Origin of the sequence: Arthrobacter sp. StoSoilA2, assembly GCF_019977195.1 — a bacterium.
GTDB lineage: Bacteria > Actinomycetota > Actinomycetes > Actinomycetales > Micrococcaceae > Arthrobacter.
This window is the reverse complement of the sequence record NZ_AP024643.1, coordinates 511762-527340: the sequence shown is the minus strand read 5'-3', so window position 1 is coordinate 527340 and position 15579 is coordinate 511762. Positions and strand designations below refer to the sequence as shown.

15 protein-coding genes are annotated in these 15579 nt (G+C 61.9%); 3 read left to right on the top strand and 12 right to left on the bottom strand.

All coding sequences use genetic code 11. From position 1 onward, the window contains the following. Position 1 precedes the first annotated feature (1 nt). Positions 2-961, bottom strand: coding sequence for a sugar ABC transporter permease (locus LDN82_RS02550; RefSeq protein ID WP_224094044.1), 960 nt, complete (start codon positions 959-961; stop codon positions 2-4). Between the two features lie 58 nt (positions 962-1019). Continuing rightward, positions 1020-2306 carry an extracellular solute-binding protein gene (locus LDN82_RS02545; RefSeq protein ID WP_224094043.1) on the bottom strand — a complete coding sequence of 429 codons (1287 nt, stop codon included), beginning with the start codon at positions 2304-2306 and terminating at the stop codon, positions 1020-1022. Between the two features lie 257 nt (positions 2307-2563). Between LDN82_RS02545 and LDN82_RS02540 the strand changes: the two genes are divergently transcribed. Further along, on the top strand, positions 2564-3505 hold the full coding sequence (locus LDN82_RS02540; protein ID WP_224094042.1) for a LysR family transcriptional regulator: 942 nt from the start codon (positions 2564-2566) through the stop codon (positions 3503-3505). Between the two features lie 42 nt (positions 3506-3547). Here LDN82_RS02540 and LDN82_RS02535 read toward each other — a convergent pair whose 3' ends face one another. From LDN82_RS02535 to LDN82_RS02520, 4 genes are all read right to left on the bottom strand, one after another. Then, positions 3548-5026: a DUF6379 domain-containing protein gene (locus tag LDN82_RS02535; protein WP_224166250.1), complete on the bottom strand. Its 1479-nt coding sequence runs from the start codon at positions 5024-5026 to the stop codon at positions 3548-3550. Between the two features lie 26 nt (positions 5027-5052). Then, positions 5053-6348, bottom strand: a complete 1296-nt coding sequence (locus LDN82_RS02530) for a DUF6379 domain-containing protein (RefSeq protein ID WP_224166249.1) — start codon at positions 6346-6348, stop codon at positions 5053-5055. Positions 6349-6439: 91 nt separating this feature from the next. Then, positions 6440-7363: an NADP-dependent oxidoreductase gene (locus LDN82_RS02525; protein WP_224166248.1), complete on the bottom strand. Its 924-nt coding sequence runs from the start codon at positions 7361-7363 to the stop codon at positions 6440-6442. A gap of 51 nt (positions 7364-7414) precedes the next feature. Further along, entirely contained in the window at positions 7415-7987 is a 573-nt protein-coding gene (locus LDN82_RS02520; protein ID WP_224166247.1) for a TetR/AcrR family transcriptional regulator, read from the bottom strand. A gap of 98 nt (positions 7988-8085) precedes the next feature. On the opposite strand from LDN82_RS02520, the gene LDN82_RS02515 reads away from it, so the two are divergent. Further along, entirely contained in the window at positions 8086-9363 is a 1278-nt protein-coding gene (locus LDN82_RS02515) for an MFS transporter (RefSeq protein WP_224166246.1), read from the top strand. Between the two features lie 196 nt (positions 9364-9559). Continuing rightward, positions 9560-9991, top strand: coding sequence for a DUF4440 domain-containing protein (locus tag LDN82_RS02510; protein ID WP_224166245.1), 432 nt, complete (start codon positions 9560-9562; stop codon positions 9989-9991). Here the strand turns inward: LDN82_RS02510 and LDN82_RS02505 are convergent. The 6 genes from LDN82_RS02505 to LDN82_RS02480 all read right to left on the bottom strand — a co-directional run bounded on the left by LDN82_RS02505 (position 9988) and on the right by LDN82_RS02480 (position 15577). After that, positions 9988-11382, bottom strand: coding sequence for an MFS transporter (locus LDN82_RS02505; protein ID WP_224167445.1), 1395 nt, complete (start codon positions 11380-11382; stop codon positions 9988-9990). The genes LDN82_RS02510 and LDN82_RS02505 overlap by 4 nt on opposite strands. A gap of 280 nt (positions 11383-11662) precedes the next feature. After that, entirely contained in the window at positions 11663-12952 is a 1290-nt protein-coding gene (locus LDN82_RS02500; protein WP_224094034.1) for an adenylosuccinate synthase, read from the bottom strand. A gap of 226 nt (positions 12953-13178) precedes the next feature. Continuing rightward, on the bottom strand, positions 13179-13712 hold the full coding sequence (locus LDN82_RS02495) for a hypothetical protein (RefSeq protein ID WP_224166244.1): 534 nt from the start codon (positions 13710-13712) through the stop codon (positions 13179-13181). After that, complete coding sequence (locus tag LDN82_RS02490; RefSeq protein ID WP_224166243.1) at positions 13709-14395, bottom strand: hypothetical protein; 687 nt, start codon at positions 14393-14395, stop codon at positions 13709-13711. The genes LDN82_RS02495 and LDN82_RS02490 overlap by 4 nt, the downstream gene beginning before the upstream one ends. Then, complete coding sequence (locus tag LDN82_RS02485) at positions 14382-14921, bottom strand: signal peptidase I (RefSeq protein ID WP_224166242.1); 540 nt, start codon at positions 14919-14921, stop codon at positions 14382-14384. The genes LDN82_RS02490 and LDN82_RS02485 overlap by 14 nt, the downstream gene beginning before the upstream one ends. Beyond that, positions 14918-15577 (bottom strand): SipW-dependent-type signal peptide-containing protein, encoded by a 660-nt coding sequence (locus tag LDN82_RS02480; RefSeq protein WP_224166241.1) that lies wholly within the window; start codon positions 15575-15577, stop codon positions 14918-14920. The genes LDN82_RS02485 and LDN82_RS02480 overlap by 4 nt, the downstream gene beginning before the upstream one ends. Positions 15578-15579: the final 2 nt, after the last annotated feature.

Genomic DNA, 15579 nt, shown 5'->3' with positions numbered 1-15579 from the left:
GTTAGTCCTCGGGGTTCGATCGCGTCAGCCGCTGCTGGATTACGGCGAAGAACAGGATGATGACGGCCAGCACCAGGGCCAGGGCGGCGCCGCCGCCGAAGTTGCCGAGCGCAAATGCCTGCTTGTAGACCTGCGTGGCAAGGGTTTCAGTGGCGCCTGCCGGGCCTCCGCCGGTGAGTGCCATGATGGGGTCGAAGACCCGGAGCCCCTGAACAATGCCCAGGGTTGATGCGATGGCCACGGCCGGACGGATAGCTGGAAGGGTGACGTTCCAGAAGCGCTGCCACATGTTGGCGCCGTCGATGGCTGCGGCCTCCTCGATTTCCACGGGAACGCCCGCCAGGCCCGCCATGAAGATCACCATGGCGAAACCGGTGCTGCCCCAGACCAGGACAATCAGTACTGTCCAGATGGCCCATTGCGGGTCCGCCAACCACGGCTTGGCCAGGTCACCAGCGCCGATCGAGGCGAGGAAGACATTGATGGGACCGTCGAAATCGAAGATGTACTTCCAGATGTAGGCCGTTGCCAGCGGGCTGAGGACCACGGGCATGAAGAACAACGTGCGCAGTACATACCGTGTCTTTATTACCCGGTTCAGGCCCAGGGCGATGAAGAGGCCGGCAACGTTGCTGATAAATACGGAGGAAAAGGCCAGGAAGAGGGTATTCAGCAAGGCCCCGAGCTTGGTCGGATCCTTGAAGATTGCCTCGAAGTTTGCCAGGCCAACCACTTTGAAGGAGCCGATACCGGTCCAGTTGGTGAAGGCGAAGTAGCCGCCAATTCCGGTGGCTACGTAGTGGATGGCGATGACGAGGGCGATCCCGGGGAGCGCCCACCACCAGTGGCCGAACTGCAGGGACCCACCCCGGGAACGGACCTTTCGGGCCGCTCCCGGGTTTCGCCTGCCTCGCCGGGAAGCGTCAGCTGCTTCGGTTTTCGATTGCATCGTCGCAGTCATGGTAATCCTTGCTCGTCCCTTTGAGTCGTCGGAACTTCGGTGGGGTTCTTATCCGGTCTTAGCCCCAGGCCGCATCCATGGCCTGCAGCACCTGGTCAACCGACTTCTGGCCTGTCAGGAGACCCTGAACACCCGTTGCGAGGGCATCGTAGACAGAGGAGTTCGGCCACTGGCTGTTGGGAAGCGGACCGTACTTGCCGTCCTTGATGAGGTCCCCGACGTTCTTGTAAGCGCCGGATGCGTAGTCGTAGCTATCCAAACCGCTAACGGGAAGTGCGCCATCAATCTCCGCGAACGCCTTGGTCTGCTCAGGTTCGGCAGCCCAATCAAGGAAGGCCTTGGCAGCATCCTTGTTCTTGGAAGCGGCATTGATGGAGAAGGAGTAGTTCGCGCTGGCGTAAACGAAGCCCTTGTCGGAGCTCTGCTCGGACGGAAGCGCGCGGACTGCAAAGTCGGAATTGGCCGCTGCCGTCTTGAGCTGCTTCCACGAAGGAGCAGGGATGAAGCCGGCAAGGGAAGAGCCACTCGCGAGGCCCTTGGTGATGGCGTCGAAGCCGGCGCCCGCTGCGCCCTTCTGGAAGCAACCTGCTTCGTTGAGCTTGACGACGGCCTGCAGCGCGTCCTTCCAGCCCTGGGAGTCGGCGAAGGTGGTTTCCTTACTCACACGCTTTTCGTTCCACTTGGGATCCTCAGCGTAAACCCGGGAGGCCGCCAGGGACATGGCCATCAGGCCGGTGTTGGGTGCGGCTGAGCCGGCCAGGGCAAAGAATGACTTGCCGGAAGAACTGAGCGAGGAGCACTGCTTTTCCAAGGACGAGAAGTCGCTGGGGAAATCGGAGACGCCGGAGGCCTTGGCTGCGGTCTCATTGGTCACCAGCCCGACGACGGTCATTTCGGCAGCCTGCCCGTAGACCTTGCCATCCTTGCCGAACAAGGCTTCACTGCCCACTGGAACCAACTTCTTGGCCGAATCATCCAGGGGTTCGAGGAAGTTTGCATCGACCAGCGGAAGGATGCTTCGGCCTGTTCCCGATCCGGGCGACGTCACAATGACGTCCGAGGCGTTGCCGGCCTGCAACTGTGTGCGGACGGTCTGGTCGTAGGAATCGTTCGGCTGCGCATTGAACGTGATCTTCACGTCCGGGTGCGCTGCCATGTACTGCTCGCCAAGCTTCTGGAACGGGCTCTCAATGGTGTTGGAGGTAGCGAACGTCAAGGAGAACTCCTTGGAACCTCCCGCGCTGCCGGCGGTGGTAGAGCCTGAGCAGCCTGTCAGTGCAAGTGCAGCAGCGGTTGGGATGACGAGAACGCCGAGCTTCAGTCCTCGAAAGCGGTGCTGTGTCATTTTCAGCCTTTCTGACTTCTTTGTCTTATCGGGAGCGCCGTGACCCCCGTCACTCATCAGTATGCACGGCATTTGCCAGAAAGACACATAAGTATTTCGAATGCCGCACATAAGTACGGCTGTTTCGGGTAAAGGCATGACCCTCGTATCTCTGTGAGGCGCTCCAGGTCCACAGCGGAAACGTCATCAGGGCCGTGGATACACTGGTCCTGCTACGCCTTCTGTTTCCCAAGGCCCCGACTCAAAGGATTGCCGTCGTGACGGACCACGCCCTGCTTTCCAGGCTCGACCTCAACCTGCTGACGTCCCTGGATGCCCTCATTACCGAACGCAGCGTGACCCGTGCGGCCGAGCGCCTGCATTTGAGCCAGCCAGCCTTGAGTGCTTCATTGGCCCGCCTCAGGAACCACTTTGGCGATCCGATCCTTGCCCGCCGGGGGAACACCTACGAGCTAACCCCGTTCGCCCTAAGGCTGGCCGAGCACACCACATTGGCCCTCGACGCCGCCCGCCGCGTCTTCGAGAGCCAAGCCAGCTGGGAACCCAATGAATCGGCGCGGGAGTTTTCCATCTATGGATCGGACTACGGTTTCACCACGGTTGGACGGGTTGTTTCGGAACTCGCAGCAGAGCGTGCCCCGGGAGTCCGCTTCCGGTTCATGCTTCACAATCCCGTGGTGGTCGAGGACGCTGCCAACCGCTTGAGGGCGGCAGACGGCATGGTGATTCCTCACGGGATCCTCACGGGCCTCCCGTTCGTGGATTTGTGGCGCGACGATTGGCTTGCCGTAGTTTCAGAAACCAACCAGGAAGTGGGCGAGGAGGTCTCCATGGACAACATCGCCAACCTGCCGTGGGTCATGACCTATCAGTCGCGCTCAGCATTCACGTCCGCCGAGCGCCAAATTCAGCAGTTGGGCATTGAGCCGCGCGTGGAAGTAGTAGTGGAGAGTTTCCAGGCACTCCCCCACTTCGTCGCAGGAACAAACAGGATCGGGCTCATCCAGGCAGCCCTTGCCCCCATTGCCCGTCGCTTGGGCGGCGTCCGGATCCTGCCGCTGCCGTTTCCGGCAACACCGCTGGTCAACGCCCTGTGGTGGCATCCGGTCCACAACGCCGACTCCGAGCACATTTGGATGCGCGGCCTCTTCGAAGAAGCCGCCGCGATCGTCGCTGCCGAAACCGAGCCCAAAGCGTAGAGCCCGGCCGGAGAACCGGCCGGGCTGCAGGGAGCTCGTGCGTCAGACCTTGGCCACCGCGGCACGCATGCTGCGCCTGATGAGGTCATGCTGCTTCCGAACCAGCAGTAAGGCATCCACCTCACCCAACTCGGCGAAGGCATGCCCTTCCCATTCACTGGACCAATAGCCCCGGTACCCGCCTTCCACAAACACGCGGACGAGTTCCGGGTAATCGATGGCGGGTTCGTTGCCGTCGTCGTCGATGTCGTAGAACTTCGCGTGCACGTGCATGATCTGGGGCATGATGTCCGCCCAATCGCCCGGGCTGACATGTCCGTGCATATTGAAAGCGAGGTGCGCGAAGGAGCCGAGCCGGGCGGGATCAAAGTACCGGCTCCGGAGGTACCCGATGAACTCTTCCTGGCGCTCCCGCATTGAGGCATCCGTGGACCAGATGGCCTGCAGGCGCTCCAGCGCTTCTTCATCCAGTCCGGCCCGCGAAACGGCCCGCAACAAAGTTGGAGACATGCTGTGCATGGTGGAAGAGAAATCGGCCACGAAGCCCAGCAAAGGAGAATCCAATTCGTCGTAAACGTCCCGGACTTTCATGATCTCGGGGGAATTCGGACCCAAGGGAGCATGAATCTCGTACGCCAGCTTGAGCTCCAATTGTTCGGCAAGAGGGAGCAGTCGGCGCAGCAGCTCCGGCTTGGCACTCTGGATCCGGACCAGCGGAAATCCCAGCTTCTTTGCCCCGCGGAAGAGCGTCTCCGTAAATTCGTATTCTTCGTCCGGGGTCATATCGCGGTCCCGACGCCGGCCCATGTCCAGGTTGGCACCGAAGGAGCTGGCGTCAAAGCCGTGTTTGTCGAAGGCTGCATGCCAGGACTTGGCGAAGTCATCGCTCACTGTGGGGTAAGTGGGCAGCACCTGGGAAGCGACAATTTCGATGCCGGGTCCGATTCCGAGCTCCGCCACCCTGTTCAGCAACCCATCGAAGTCGTACCATCCTGCCCGGAACTCCGCACTCGCCGAGTAGAGGGTCAACCCCAAGGAGAACGGATCCTCGTCCGCTTTCGGCGGCGGTGGCGTGACCGGCGTCGTGGTTTCAGGCACGGGTGCGTCGCGGTCCACAACCGTCAGCTCAAGGGCCTGGCTGACGAAGTTGGGCACGTACATACCCGGCCCGCCGTCCTGTCCAGCCGCGATCTGCATGTATGGAAGGCGCAGCTCACCGAAGATTCGGATGGCGTGCTGCTCCCCCAGTTCCACAGGTACCGGCCGACGCGCAATAAGGCGCGGGTGCTCCTGCAGGAACCACAGGGTTTCAGCTTGCGCCGGAAGTTCCGCCAGGGCGTACGTCTTTCCGCCAAGCTCGAAGGAGAGGTCCTGCTGCGGAACCTCCTCACCGTCCACTGTCAGCTTCAGGGTGGAGACGGATGAGAGCCAGAGGCTCCGGTACCAGGGAAGGGTCAGCGACAAAGCGAGGCCTTCGGGGTGGGCTCGCAAGCTGTCTTCTTGAATCAGTCCGTTGGGCATTTGTTTCTTCTCTTACTTTGGGGTGGTCAGGCGAGTTCTGATGCGATCTTGCGGATCAGCGAATGCTGGCGGCGAACCTGCTCAATTGAGCGCCAGGGGGTCCTCTCGCCCTCGTACTCGCTGGACAAGTAGCCGTTGTATCCAGCGTCGTTCAGGGCCTTGAGGACGGGACGCCACGGAATCTGCTGGTCTTCCAGGTGTTCATCGATGTCGTGGAACTTGGCTTGGACAAACACGACGTACTGCGCGACGTCGGCAAAGTCTGCCGGATCCACTCCGATGCCGTCGAGGAAGGCGGGCCTGGTTTCCCTGGTCTCACCCTCCCGCAACGGGATGGGCCGGTCCTGGAAGATTCCAGTGTCGATCAACAGGCCAAAGTTCTTGGTTCCCGTGCGTTCGATGAGGGCAATGTAATCGTCCACCACCGGGTGCTTGATCGGCGTAGGCGAGTGGATTTCGGGGCAGATAACCACCCCCAGTTCATGGGCAAGATCCAGGGAACGCTCCACGGACCCGGTCCAGATGGGGTCCGGGATCAGGTCGCTGGAGACAACTCCGATCTTGGGACGGACGAAACCAAAGCCCAGACGGTTGGCCAGCCTGAGGTCACGCTGCAACGCTGCGGCACCCTCCTGGGCAGTCATGTGCCGGCCGGGGTGTAGCCGCGTATCGATCCACGAGCCGTAATTGGTCGGCTCGAGCGAGTACTTCTCCAGCAAGGCGAACCACTGGTCAATCCAGGCGGCCGTGGGCTCCGGATAGTTGGGCACATGGCCCTCCCCCAAAATCTCGACGCCGGTGGCGCCTGTATCTGCCACCGCCGCCAAGGCGGTTTCAAGGTCCAGGACCGTTCCGTAGTCATGCATGAAGCTGTAGAGGGATACGCCATATTGGAACACGCCGCCTCCGCCGCCTTCCGGCGCCAGTGTGATGTGCCGGGAAGCGCGGTGGACAGTTGGCTGATGCTCGATCGGGATGTAGGACATGCGGAGCTTCAACTCGATGTGCACATCATGGACCCCTTGCGGGAGGCCTCCCTCCAAGGGCACAGTCACCGTTGCGGCTTCTTCCAGCTGCCAGCGCACCCCTTCGCTCGCCCAGAGTTCACCGAGGGTGTATGTCTTCCCGCCCAGGGTCCAGAGCGGAACCTCGGCAGGTACGTCCACATGGTTTCCTACCCTGACGGAGATGCCGTCGATCAGGGAGGCGGCCATGCCGCGATAGGAAGGCATGCGCACCCTGAACTGAAATCCGGTAACGCGGTCACCTTCGTGGACATTGCGGAAGCCAGTGGCTTGAAGGAGGTCTCGTTCAAGAAGCATCTTTGCTCTTTCCTAGGTGGGATAGGAAGAGCATAACCTACTTAGGTATGAATTGAACATAAGTAAGCTTGGATCAAACTGAACTCGCGGACTAAGACCCCACTCTTACTACGAGCTTTCCGCGTGTATGTCCCTCCATGTTGAGCCGGACGGCATCCGCAGCCTTGGCCAAGGGAAGCGTCTCCGCCACCTCTACCCGGATCCCATGTTCATCTACCAGGTCAGCGAGCTGCTGCAGTTCGGCACCGACGGGACTCACCCACATCCAGGTTCCACCATGCGCCTCCACCTCACTGTCTGCAATGGATGCATGCCGGCCTCCTTCGGACAGGACCTTCAGGGTCGCCTCGAGGTTTCCACCCACAAAGTCGGCCACGACATCAATACCATCAGGCTGCAAGGCCCGCACCCTCCCGACAAGCCCTTCACCGTACGCAACAGGTTCCGCGCCAAGCGAGCGGAGAAAGTCGTGGTTCTTTGGGGACGCTGTCGCGATGACCCTCGCGCCGAGCGCCGCGGCGATCTGAACACCGAGGGATCCGACCCCGCCAGAACCGCCATGGATCAAAACCGTCTCGCCTGTTTTGAGCCCGAGACGATTGAGTACCTGGAAAGCTGTGAGCCCGGCCAAAGGAAGTCCGGCCGACTCGTTCCAATCCAGGGAGTCCGGCTTCCTGGCGAGAAGCCGCTCCGGGAGCGCAATGTATTCAGCAAAACTTCCGCCGTGAACGTAGTCCTTGCGGCCATAGGCAATGACCTCATCCCCGGGCTGAAATTGTGGGGCGTCAATTCCCACCGATTCCACAACGCCCGCCACGTCCCAGCCCGGAATGGCCGGGAACTGAAGGTCCATGAAGGAGTCCAGGTAGCCGGCCATGATCTTCCAGTCGACCGGATTTACCGACGCCGCCTTCACCTTCACCAAGACCATGCCTGGACCCACTTTGGGCATCGGCTGATCAGTCAGCTCCAGGACGTCCGGGGTTCCATACTCGCTATAGGTAATTGCCTTCATGGTTAGCGACAACTGCCTGCTCCGCGAGGCTATTCCTATCGGAGCCCAAAGTCAGAGGGCGCGGGGTGCGTTTTCCAGAACCATGGAAGCCAGCTCCTTGGCCAACCGGACAGCCCCCGGCTGGGCGTCCAGGTGCGAATTGGAGACCGCCCCGTCATAGAGCAGGCGGATGCGCGCTGCGACATCTGCCGGATCGGCAAACCGAGCCTCTTCGCAGAGCGAGAGGATTGCGTCGGAAAGCCAACCGCGGAACGTTTTCAGGGCTTCAGCCTCGACGCTTCCCGGAAGGGCTTCTGCGTTGGCATTGGCGAACGGACAACCTTTGTACCCGGGCGAGGTCACCGCTTCGTGAAGGGAGTCAAAGATGGCCAGCAATTTCGCTGTGGGCTCGTCAAGCCCGACCTGATGCCTGGCTATGCGTTCTCGCCGTTGACGGTCGCGGCCCTCCAAGTAGGCGGCAACGAGATCGTCCTTGCCCGAAAAATTGTAGAAGAGCGAGCCCTTGGCTACGCCTGCCTCTTCGATGAGGCGGTCAATGCCAACGGTGTGGACACCCTCGGCATAAAACAACTTGTCTGCGGCATCGAGGAGACGCTGCCGAGCCGGAAGCTTGGTGGAGGCCATACACAAAGCATATCAGACAGATCTGTCTAAAATTTATTGACTTTATTGCACAGACCTGTCTAACTGGCATTAGACCGTTCTGTCTAAGGAGTCTTCACTTGTCCCGTACATTCTCACCATCCCGCCCTACGCGGCCGCCCCGCACTTTTCCAGCCAAAACGGCTTTCCCCGGGCTTGCGTTGGTCTTCGCCGCATTCTTTTTCGCGGCCGGGGCACCCACGCCATTGCTCTCGCTCCGCCAACAGGAGTGGGGCTTTTCGGCCGGCACCCTTAGCCTTGCCTTCGCCATCTACGCAATAGGCCTGTTGGCAGCGCTGCTGGTGGGAGGCTCACTTTCGGATCACCTTGGCAGGCGCCCCGTCATGCTGATTGCGCTCTACACCGAGCTGATTGCCATGATCGCCTTCATGGTTGCATCCACCATTACCTGGGTAATCATCGCCCGGGCCCTCCAAGGAATCGCCACCGGCATTGCGACCGGCGCATTCAACGCAGCCATCGCAGAGCAGGCACCGTCCCACCTTAAGAAGCTCGCTGGCGGCCTTGCGGGCGCGTCGGTGGCTGGTGGTCTTGGCATTGGAGCCCTCGTAACGGGCGCCGCGGTGCAGTTCACAGCGGACGCCAACCTGCTCATTTTCGCCATTCTCACCGGCGTAATGATCCTCGGCATCGTCTTTGTCAGCTTCACCTCCGAAACGGCAGTGAAACGCCCAGGTGCAGTCCGTTCCCTCACCCCGCGCCTGAGCATTCCCGGCAAAATACGCCGAGAGTTCGCCGCAGGCCTCCCCCTTCACATCGCCGGGTGGATGTTTCCAGCCTTCTTCCTTGGCCTCTCGCCAGTGCTGCTCCGGCTCCACTTTGCGCTGGACGGTGGCCTGGTGGCGGGTTTCACCGCTTTCCTTGGCCCGTTCTCAGCGGCGGTGGCAACCTTTGCATTTGGCCGCCATCCCGCCCGACACAGCTCACTGGCCGGGGTCTCCTTCATTCTGCTCGGGATCCTGGCGGTCCTCTTCGGAATCAATGCAACCTGGCTGCCCGCGGTCTGGATCGGGGCAGTACTGGGCGGAATTGGGTTCGGCGGATCGTTCGGTGGACAGATCCGGCTGATCGCACCGCACATTCAGCCGCATCAGCGCGCGGGCGTATTCGCCAGCATTTACGCGGCCGCCTACCTTGCCTTCAGTCTGCCAGTTATCATCGCCGGCCAACTCGCACCCGTGTGGGGCCTCGTGCCAACTTTGCTGGCATACGGAGTGACCCTCTCTGCCTTCGCTGCCGTGGGCATCGTCATCCAAGCGGTGCTGTTGAAGTCCGAGTCCACCCCCAAGCCTGCCCTGGCGCGATCCACTGTGACGGCCAACAGCCGGCCGGATTAATACCTGCCGCCGACTTTGCGGGAGTACGACGGCGGGCGGCCGCTCATCAGCGCAACGCCGCCTGCCGCCGTCGAGCGTTCCAAGCCGGATGCTTCACGTCCGTTGACCGTCCGTTTCCGTTGACTGGCCGTTTCCGTTGACTCGCCGTTGCTGAGGGAGGACGCTGTGAGAAACCCGCCCTTGTGGAGGAGGAACCATGGATCCCCGGGAGGAATTCCTTGCATGGGCTGAACCTGCCCTGCATGCTGCGGAGGCCGCTCTTGTCACTGGGGACCCCTCGCGCCGCATTGAAATGTGGTCCCACCGGGAGCCAGTAAGCCTGTTTGGAGCAGTGGGCGTCTCCACGACAGGGTGGACCCAGCTGGAACCGACATTTCGGCGGGTAGCAGCCCGGCTTGCAGGAGGCCAAGACGTCACGTTGGACGTTATGGCGTTCGACGTCGTGGGAGACATGGCGTACACCGCCGCCATAGTCCGCTTCACCGGCACAATTGACGGAAGCGCTCCCCGCCCGTTCGCTCTTCGCGCCACCAGCGTCTTCCGACGCGAGGAAGGTGAATGGAAAGTCATCCACGAACACACCGACTTCGTCAGCCCGGAAGACACGGTGCCCAGCGGCCGGTCCTAATCCTGCGAGGGCGCAACGACGGTCTTGGCAGCTGCCTGGGCCGTGATGGAACTGTCCGCCTTGGATGGCATCGCGACGACGGCAATGACCGTAAGCACGGCACTCACCAGCACGGCCAGGAAGACAGCGGTGGAAGCGGACACCGTCGTTTGCGGATCGGCGCCGCCGCTGGGGCCGCCTGCATAAATGGCATTGGCGATCGCACCGTAAACGGCCACACCAATCGAACTACCGATGGAACGGGCAAAAAGATTCGTGCCGGTAACTACCCCGCGTTCGTTCCACTCAACGCTCGACTGCGCCGCGATCAGGCTCGGCGTCGCGACCAACCCGAGCCCCAGGCCAACAATGAAGCAGGCCACGGCCACCAACAACACGTTGGGTGATGAGGCGGTGAGGGCAAGCACGGCAGCGCCGACGACCGTCACGGAAATACCGATCAAAGCCGTCCTTCGGAACCCGATCCGGAGGTAGAACCGGCCAGCCTGGGACGCGCTGATTGGCCAGCCGATCGTCAAGGCTGCCAAAGCGAGTCCGGCAAACACCGGGGAAGTCGCCAGCGCTCCTTCAAGGAACGTTGGGACGTATGAGGTGAGACCAAGCATGGCTGCGCCGACGCCAAAGGAGATCAACGCCGTCGTCACCAGTAGCCGGCGGGAAACAACCCACGGTGGGAGGACAGGCTCAGCCGCCTTCCTTTCCACGAAGAGGAAGGCGATGAACACCAAGGCCCCGACGGCAAAAACCGTGATGCTTATGGAGGAGTTCCAAGGCCAGGCTTGGCCGCCCTCAAGCGCTCCCAGGATGAGCAGGCTTAGAGAGACCGTCAGGAGCCCTGCTCCCAGGTAATCGACCCGGTGTTTCGTCCGCTCCACGTTCTCGTGGAATGTGCGGACCAGCATCCATCCGGCCAGAAGACACAGCGGGATGTTGATGAAGAAGATCCAGCGCCAGATGCCAAGCGAGGAAAAAATGCCACCCAGCGTCGGTCCCACCACGGAAGAAACGGCCCAGACGCTCGCGAGGTAGCCTTGGACTTTCGCCCGCTCAGCGAGCGTGTAAATATCCCCGGCGATAGTAATCGACACCGGCTGCACGGCTCCGGCGCCCAGGCCCTGAAGCACACGGAAAGCGATGAGGGCGGGCATGCTCCAAGCCAGCCCGCACAAGATGGAACCCAGGAGGAACAGGCCGATGCCGCTGAGGATGATCGGCTTGCGGCCTAAGACGTCAGACAGTTTGGCGTAGACGGGCACGGAGACGGCCTGCGCCAACAGGTACGCCGAAAAGAGCCAGGGAAAAGACGTGAACCCGCCGATGTCATCCACAATCGACGGCACCGCCGTGGCAACTATCGTCGCATCAATGGCCACCAGCCCGGTCGAGAGCATTAGGGCAATGAGGATGGGTCCCCGGCGCGAACGGAACCCGACTCCGTCGGCAGCAGTTTCTGTAGTCACTTATCCCGTCCCGTCGTCATCCTGGCGTGTTCGCGAACATAGCTTTCGGCCCCGAATGGCGTAACCGCGAGGGCCGCCGAAATAGTCCCGGGGCACGAACCTGAACGCCCTCCGTCGATCAGCGGAGGGCTGGCAATAACGACGGCGGGCCATCCGCTGGCTCCAACGTGGAACCAGGGGTAACCCGCCGTCGTCGTAAATTCAGTAAGAATCAGTCGTTGATCAGATCGTGAACCACGATGGTCTGGTCCCGGTCAGGGCCGACGCCGATGGCCGAGAAGCGCGTGCCGGAGAGTTTTTCCAAGGCCAGCACATAGTTGCGGGCGTTCTCCGGAAGGTCTTCGAGCGTGCGGGCGCCGGTGATGTCCTCGGTCCAGCCGTCGAAGTACTCGAAGATCGGAACTGCGTGGTGGAACTCGGTCTGCGTCATCGGCATTTCATCATGGCGAACACCGTCAACATCGTAGGCAACGCAAACCGGGATCTGCTCGATGCCCGTGAGGACGTCCAGCTTGGTCACGAAGTAGTCCGTGAAGCCGTTGACGCGGGAAGCGTGGCGGGCCAACACGGCGTCGTACCAACCACAGCGACGTGGACGGCCGGTGTTCACACCAAACTCGCCGCCGGTCTTCTGCAGGTACACACCCATCTCGTCGAACAGTTCCGTGGGGAACGGGCCGGCACCAACGCGTGTGGTGTAGGCCTTGATAATGCCGATGGAACGGGAAATCCGCGTGGGACCAATGCCCGAACCAACGGAAGCACCGCCCGCCGTCGGGTTGGATGAGGTGACGAACGGGTACGTGCCGTGGTCAACGTCCAGGAACGTGGCCTGGCCACCTTCCATGAGTACAACCTTGCCCTCGTCCAACGCGTTGTTCAGCTCCAGCGTGCTGTCGATAACCAGCGGGCGCAGGCGCTCAGCGAAGGAGAGGAAGTACTCAACGATCTCATCCACCACGATGTCGCGGCGGTTGTAGACCTTGACCAGGAGTTCGTTCTTCTGTCGCAGCGAACCTTCCACCTTCTGGCGGAGGATGGATTCGTCGAACACGTCCTGGACGCGGATGCCCAGGCGCGCAACCTTGTCCATGTAAGCCGGCCCAATGCCACGGCCCGTGGTGCCGATGGCACGGCTGCCCAGGAAACGCTCCGTGACCTTGTCCAGGACCTGGTGGTACGGCGCAACAAGGTGTGCGTTGGCCGAAACGCGCAGGCGGGACGTGTCCGCGCCACGGGCCTCAAGGCCGTCAATTTCCTGGAAGAGTGCCTCGAGGTTCACCACACAGCCATTGCCAATAATGGGAATGGCATTGGGGCTCAGAATGCCCGCGGGAAGGAGCTTCAGCTCATACTTCTCACCGCCAACCACCACGGTGTGCCCGGCGTTGTTACCGCCGTTGGGCTTGACCACGTAGTCAACACGGCCACCGAGCAGATCGGTAGCTTTGCCTTTGCCTTCGTCGCCCCACTGGGCTCCGACGATCACGATAGCGGGCATGGGATCCTCCCCCATTCTTTCGGGCGAGACCAAGCCGGATGGCCAGGACTCGACGCCGTACATGAGAATGCCCCGACCTACCGGTGCAGCCTGCCGCGGGCGGCGGCGTACGCAAGAGTTTCGGGGCTCTTACCAGCCAAGTTTAGCCGATGGGGCTTCAAACTCTGGCGTCAAGAAGCCTACCGAGGACGTTTTGCCCAAGTTTTGGAGTACCCGGGATGACCATTCAGAGATTGGTGCAGGATCCTCCGATGCCGGCAACCAGGCCTGCATTGGCCCTGACCGACACGGGCGTGGACTTCCACCCGGCCGCTGAGATGTAGATATCCACTTGAAACTGCGTGTTGAATCCAAGAATGCCGCCGAGGAGTGTGGCCGGAATGTCCGTGGTGTAGCCGGCTGAAGAGCCAGTGGTATTCGCAGTTCCCGGATATCCCTGGAGTGTGGTCACGGTGGATCCTGCCGTGATCAGGTGAACATCAATGACGGCGTCCGTCAGGTTTGGGTATGTGGCCGGGGGTTTCCAAAAGACCCTGACGTAAGCGCCGGCGCCAAGGAGCGTCGGGTGATATTCGCAAGGCCCATTCAACGTAGCCGGGGGAATCGTGATGGTCCCAAAGCTGCCCCTGCCGAATTCGCTCCGCTGCCAGGACGCATCGGTCATGGGCGGCGGGCTTGAGGCGGAGATGAGCAGGGACGGGAAGATCAGCAGGGACAAGGCTACTGCCACGGAACCGAGCCGACCGGGCCGCTTCTTCATGCCTGAGCACCCCGCAAGCGGGCAAGAGCGAAGCCTGTGGCTACCGCAAGCAGGCCCAGCATCGCTGCGCCACCCAGCCTGGCACCGGTATCGGCCAAGCCAATGGACGACGGCGGCCCGCCCGGACGTGCGGTGACCGCACCGGGGACGGAATCTCCAGCCGCGTCGCCCGAACCAAGAACGCCCAGCACAATCTGTGTGCGGCCACCTTGGAACTCTGCGGGAACGTCCTCCGCGAGCGCCGCGCTCACAAGGATGTGCGACCCGTTGGACCAGGTGCTGCCATCCTTCATGAGGTCGATCCTCAAGCCCTCGGCGAGATGCACCCCCGTGGCCTCTAGCAAGCTCCGTTCACCGCTCGCGCACATGGCGCCGTTCCATGGCTGTTCACAGGAGCGCAATTGCACGCTGAGGTAGTCCCGGAGTCCACTGGATTCACTATCCGGGCCTGCAGTTTCGGTCGGCTGGATCCACACTTCCAGCAAACCGGCGCCCTCACCCCGCGCATGCACGTCCACCGCCCAATCCGCTGTCCCACCAGGGGTGAGACGGTGCACCTCCCCGGTCGGACCGGCGTCGAGCTCCAACCAACCGGAAGGTCCTTCCTGGGCGTTGGCTGGTACGGCAGCACACAACAAGAGAGCGAGCAGCCCGGTAAGGGCCCCCAACCTAGGCAGCAGCATGTTGCCCTCTTTTGCGGCGCTGGCCGCGCCGGGATCCGTTTCGAGGCCACAGCACCCAACTCACCAGCGCCGCTACGCAGACCGTGGTCGCGCCCAACACCACCGGGTTGGCCGCTGCAGCCAGGGGATACGCCAGACCGGGGACGGACCAGAGCACAATCCGGACCCGCTCCACGACGTAGGGCGCCGGATCAGCCTCGGCGTTGGCGTCGCCTTTCATGGTGATAGTGCGGGCAGCTCCCTCCGCAGGCCCAACGCTCTGGATCCTGTGCGTGATGGGCAGCTTTCCGGGCCGGTCCACCGTAACAACGTCACCTGTTTTGAGCTCGGCAGCCGGAATCTCGCGAACCACGGCCAGCGAACCTGCAGGGATAGTGGGAGACATGGAGCCGGTTTTAAACAGGATCAGGGTGATGTTGAACGCCACCGCGAGAACCACTGCGATAAGGCAGACGGCGCCGCCCGCGGCGGCCAGGTTCAGCAGCGTCTCCCGCAAGCGGCGCTCAAACCGGCCAGGCCGGCTCATGAGCTTGAGGTGGCAGTAAACTGCCAGGTCGCGGTTGCTGTCTGGCCCTGCAGCGCATTGTTTGCCCCCGCCGGAAGCGACACTTCAAAGCAGAAGTGCGTGGCTTCCCCCGGCAGGGTCGCAGGGGCCGCCGCCAGCGGATTAACGACGCCGACTGCCTGGCCCATGGTCAAGGGTTTGACGCCGTCGCTGCCCACCACGAAATCGGGGCTCCCAGTGAACGAGGACGCCTGGCACGTGGTTGACCGCACGACCCGATACCGCAGCGCCGCACCCAGATCCGCAGTTCCAGTCCCGCTGCTGGTCACCACTGGAATCCCGAGCACCACCTCCCCCGCCACGGACTTTGCTTTGGTCCTGATGGCGAACGGCGCATAGAACACCGTGCCGGGGCTCATCGCGGTGGCATTGAACACCAAAGTGGCACCGGGTGAAACGTCGTTGGTGCTCCATGTCCCCAAGGCGTCATAAGGGCTGGTGACATTGGATTCAGTCTGGAAGACGCTTGCGCCGAATGAACTGCTTGCGAAGTCACTGTCCGTCCACGAAGCCAGGGTCATGGAGCTGCCAAGTCCCAATGCCAGGCCTCCCGCAAGCAGTGCCCGGATGCGAAGAAGGACCACACCGCGCTTGGTCTTTGCTCGTCGATAGCCCATGG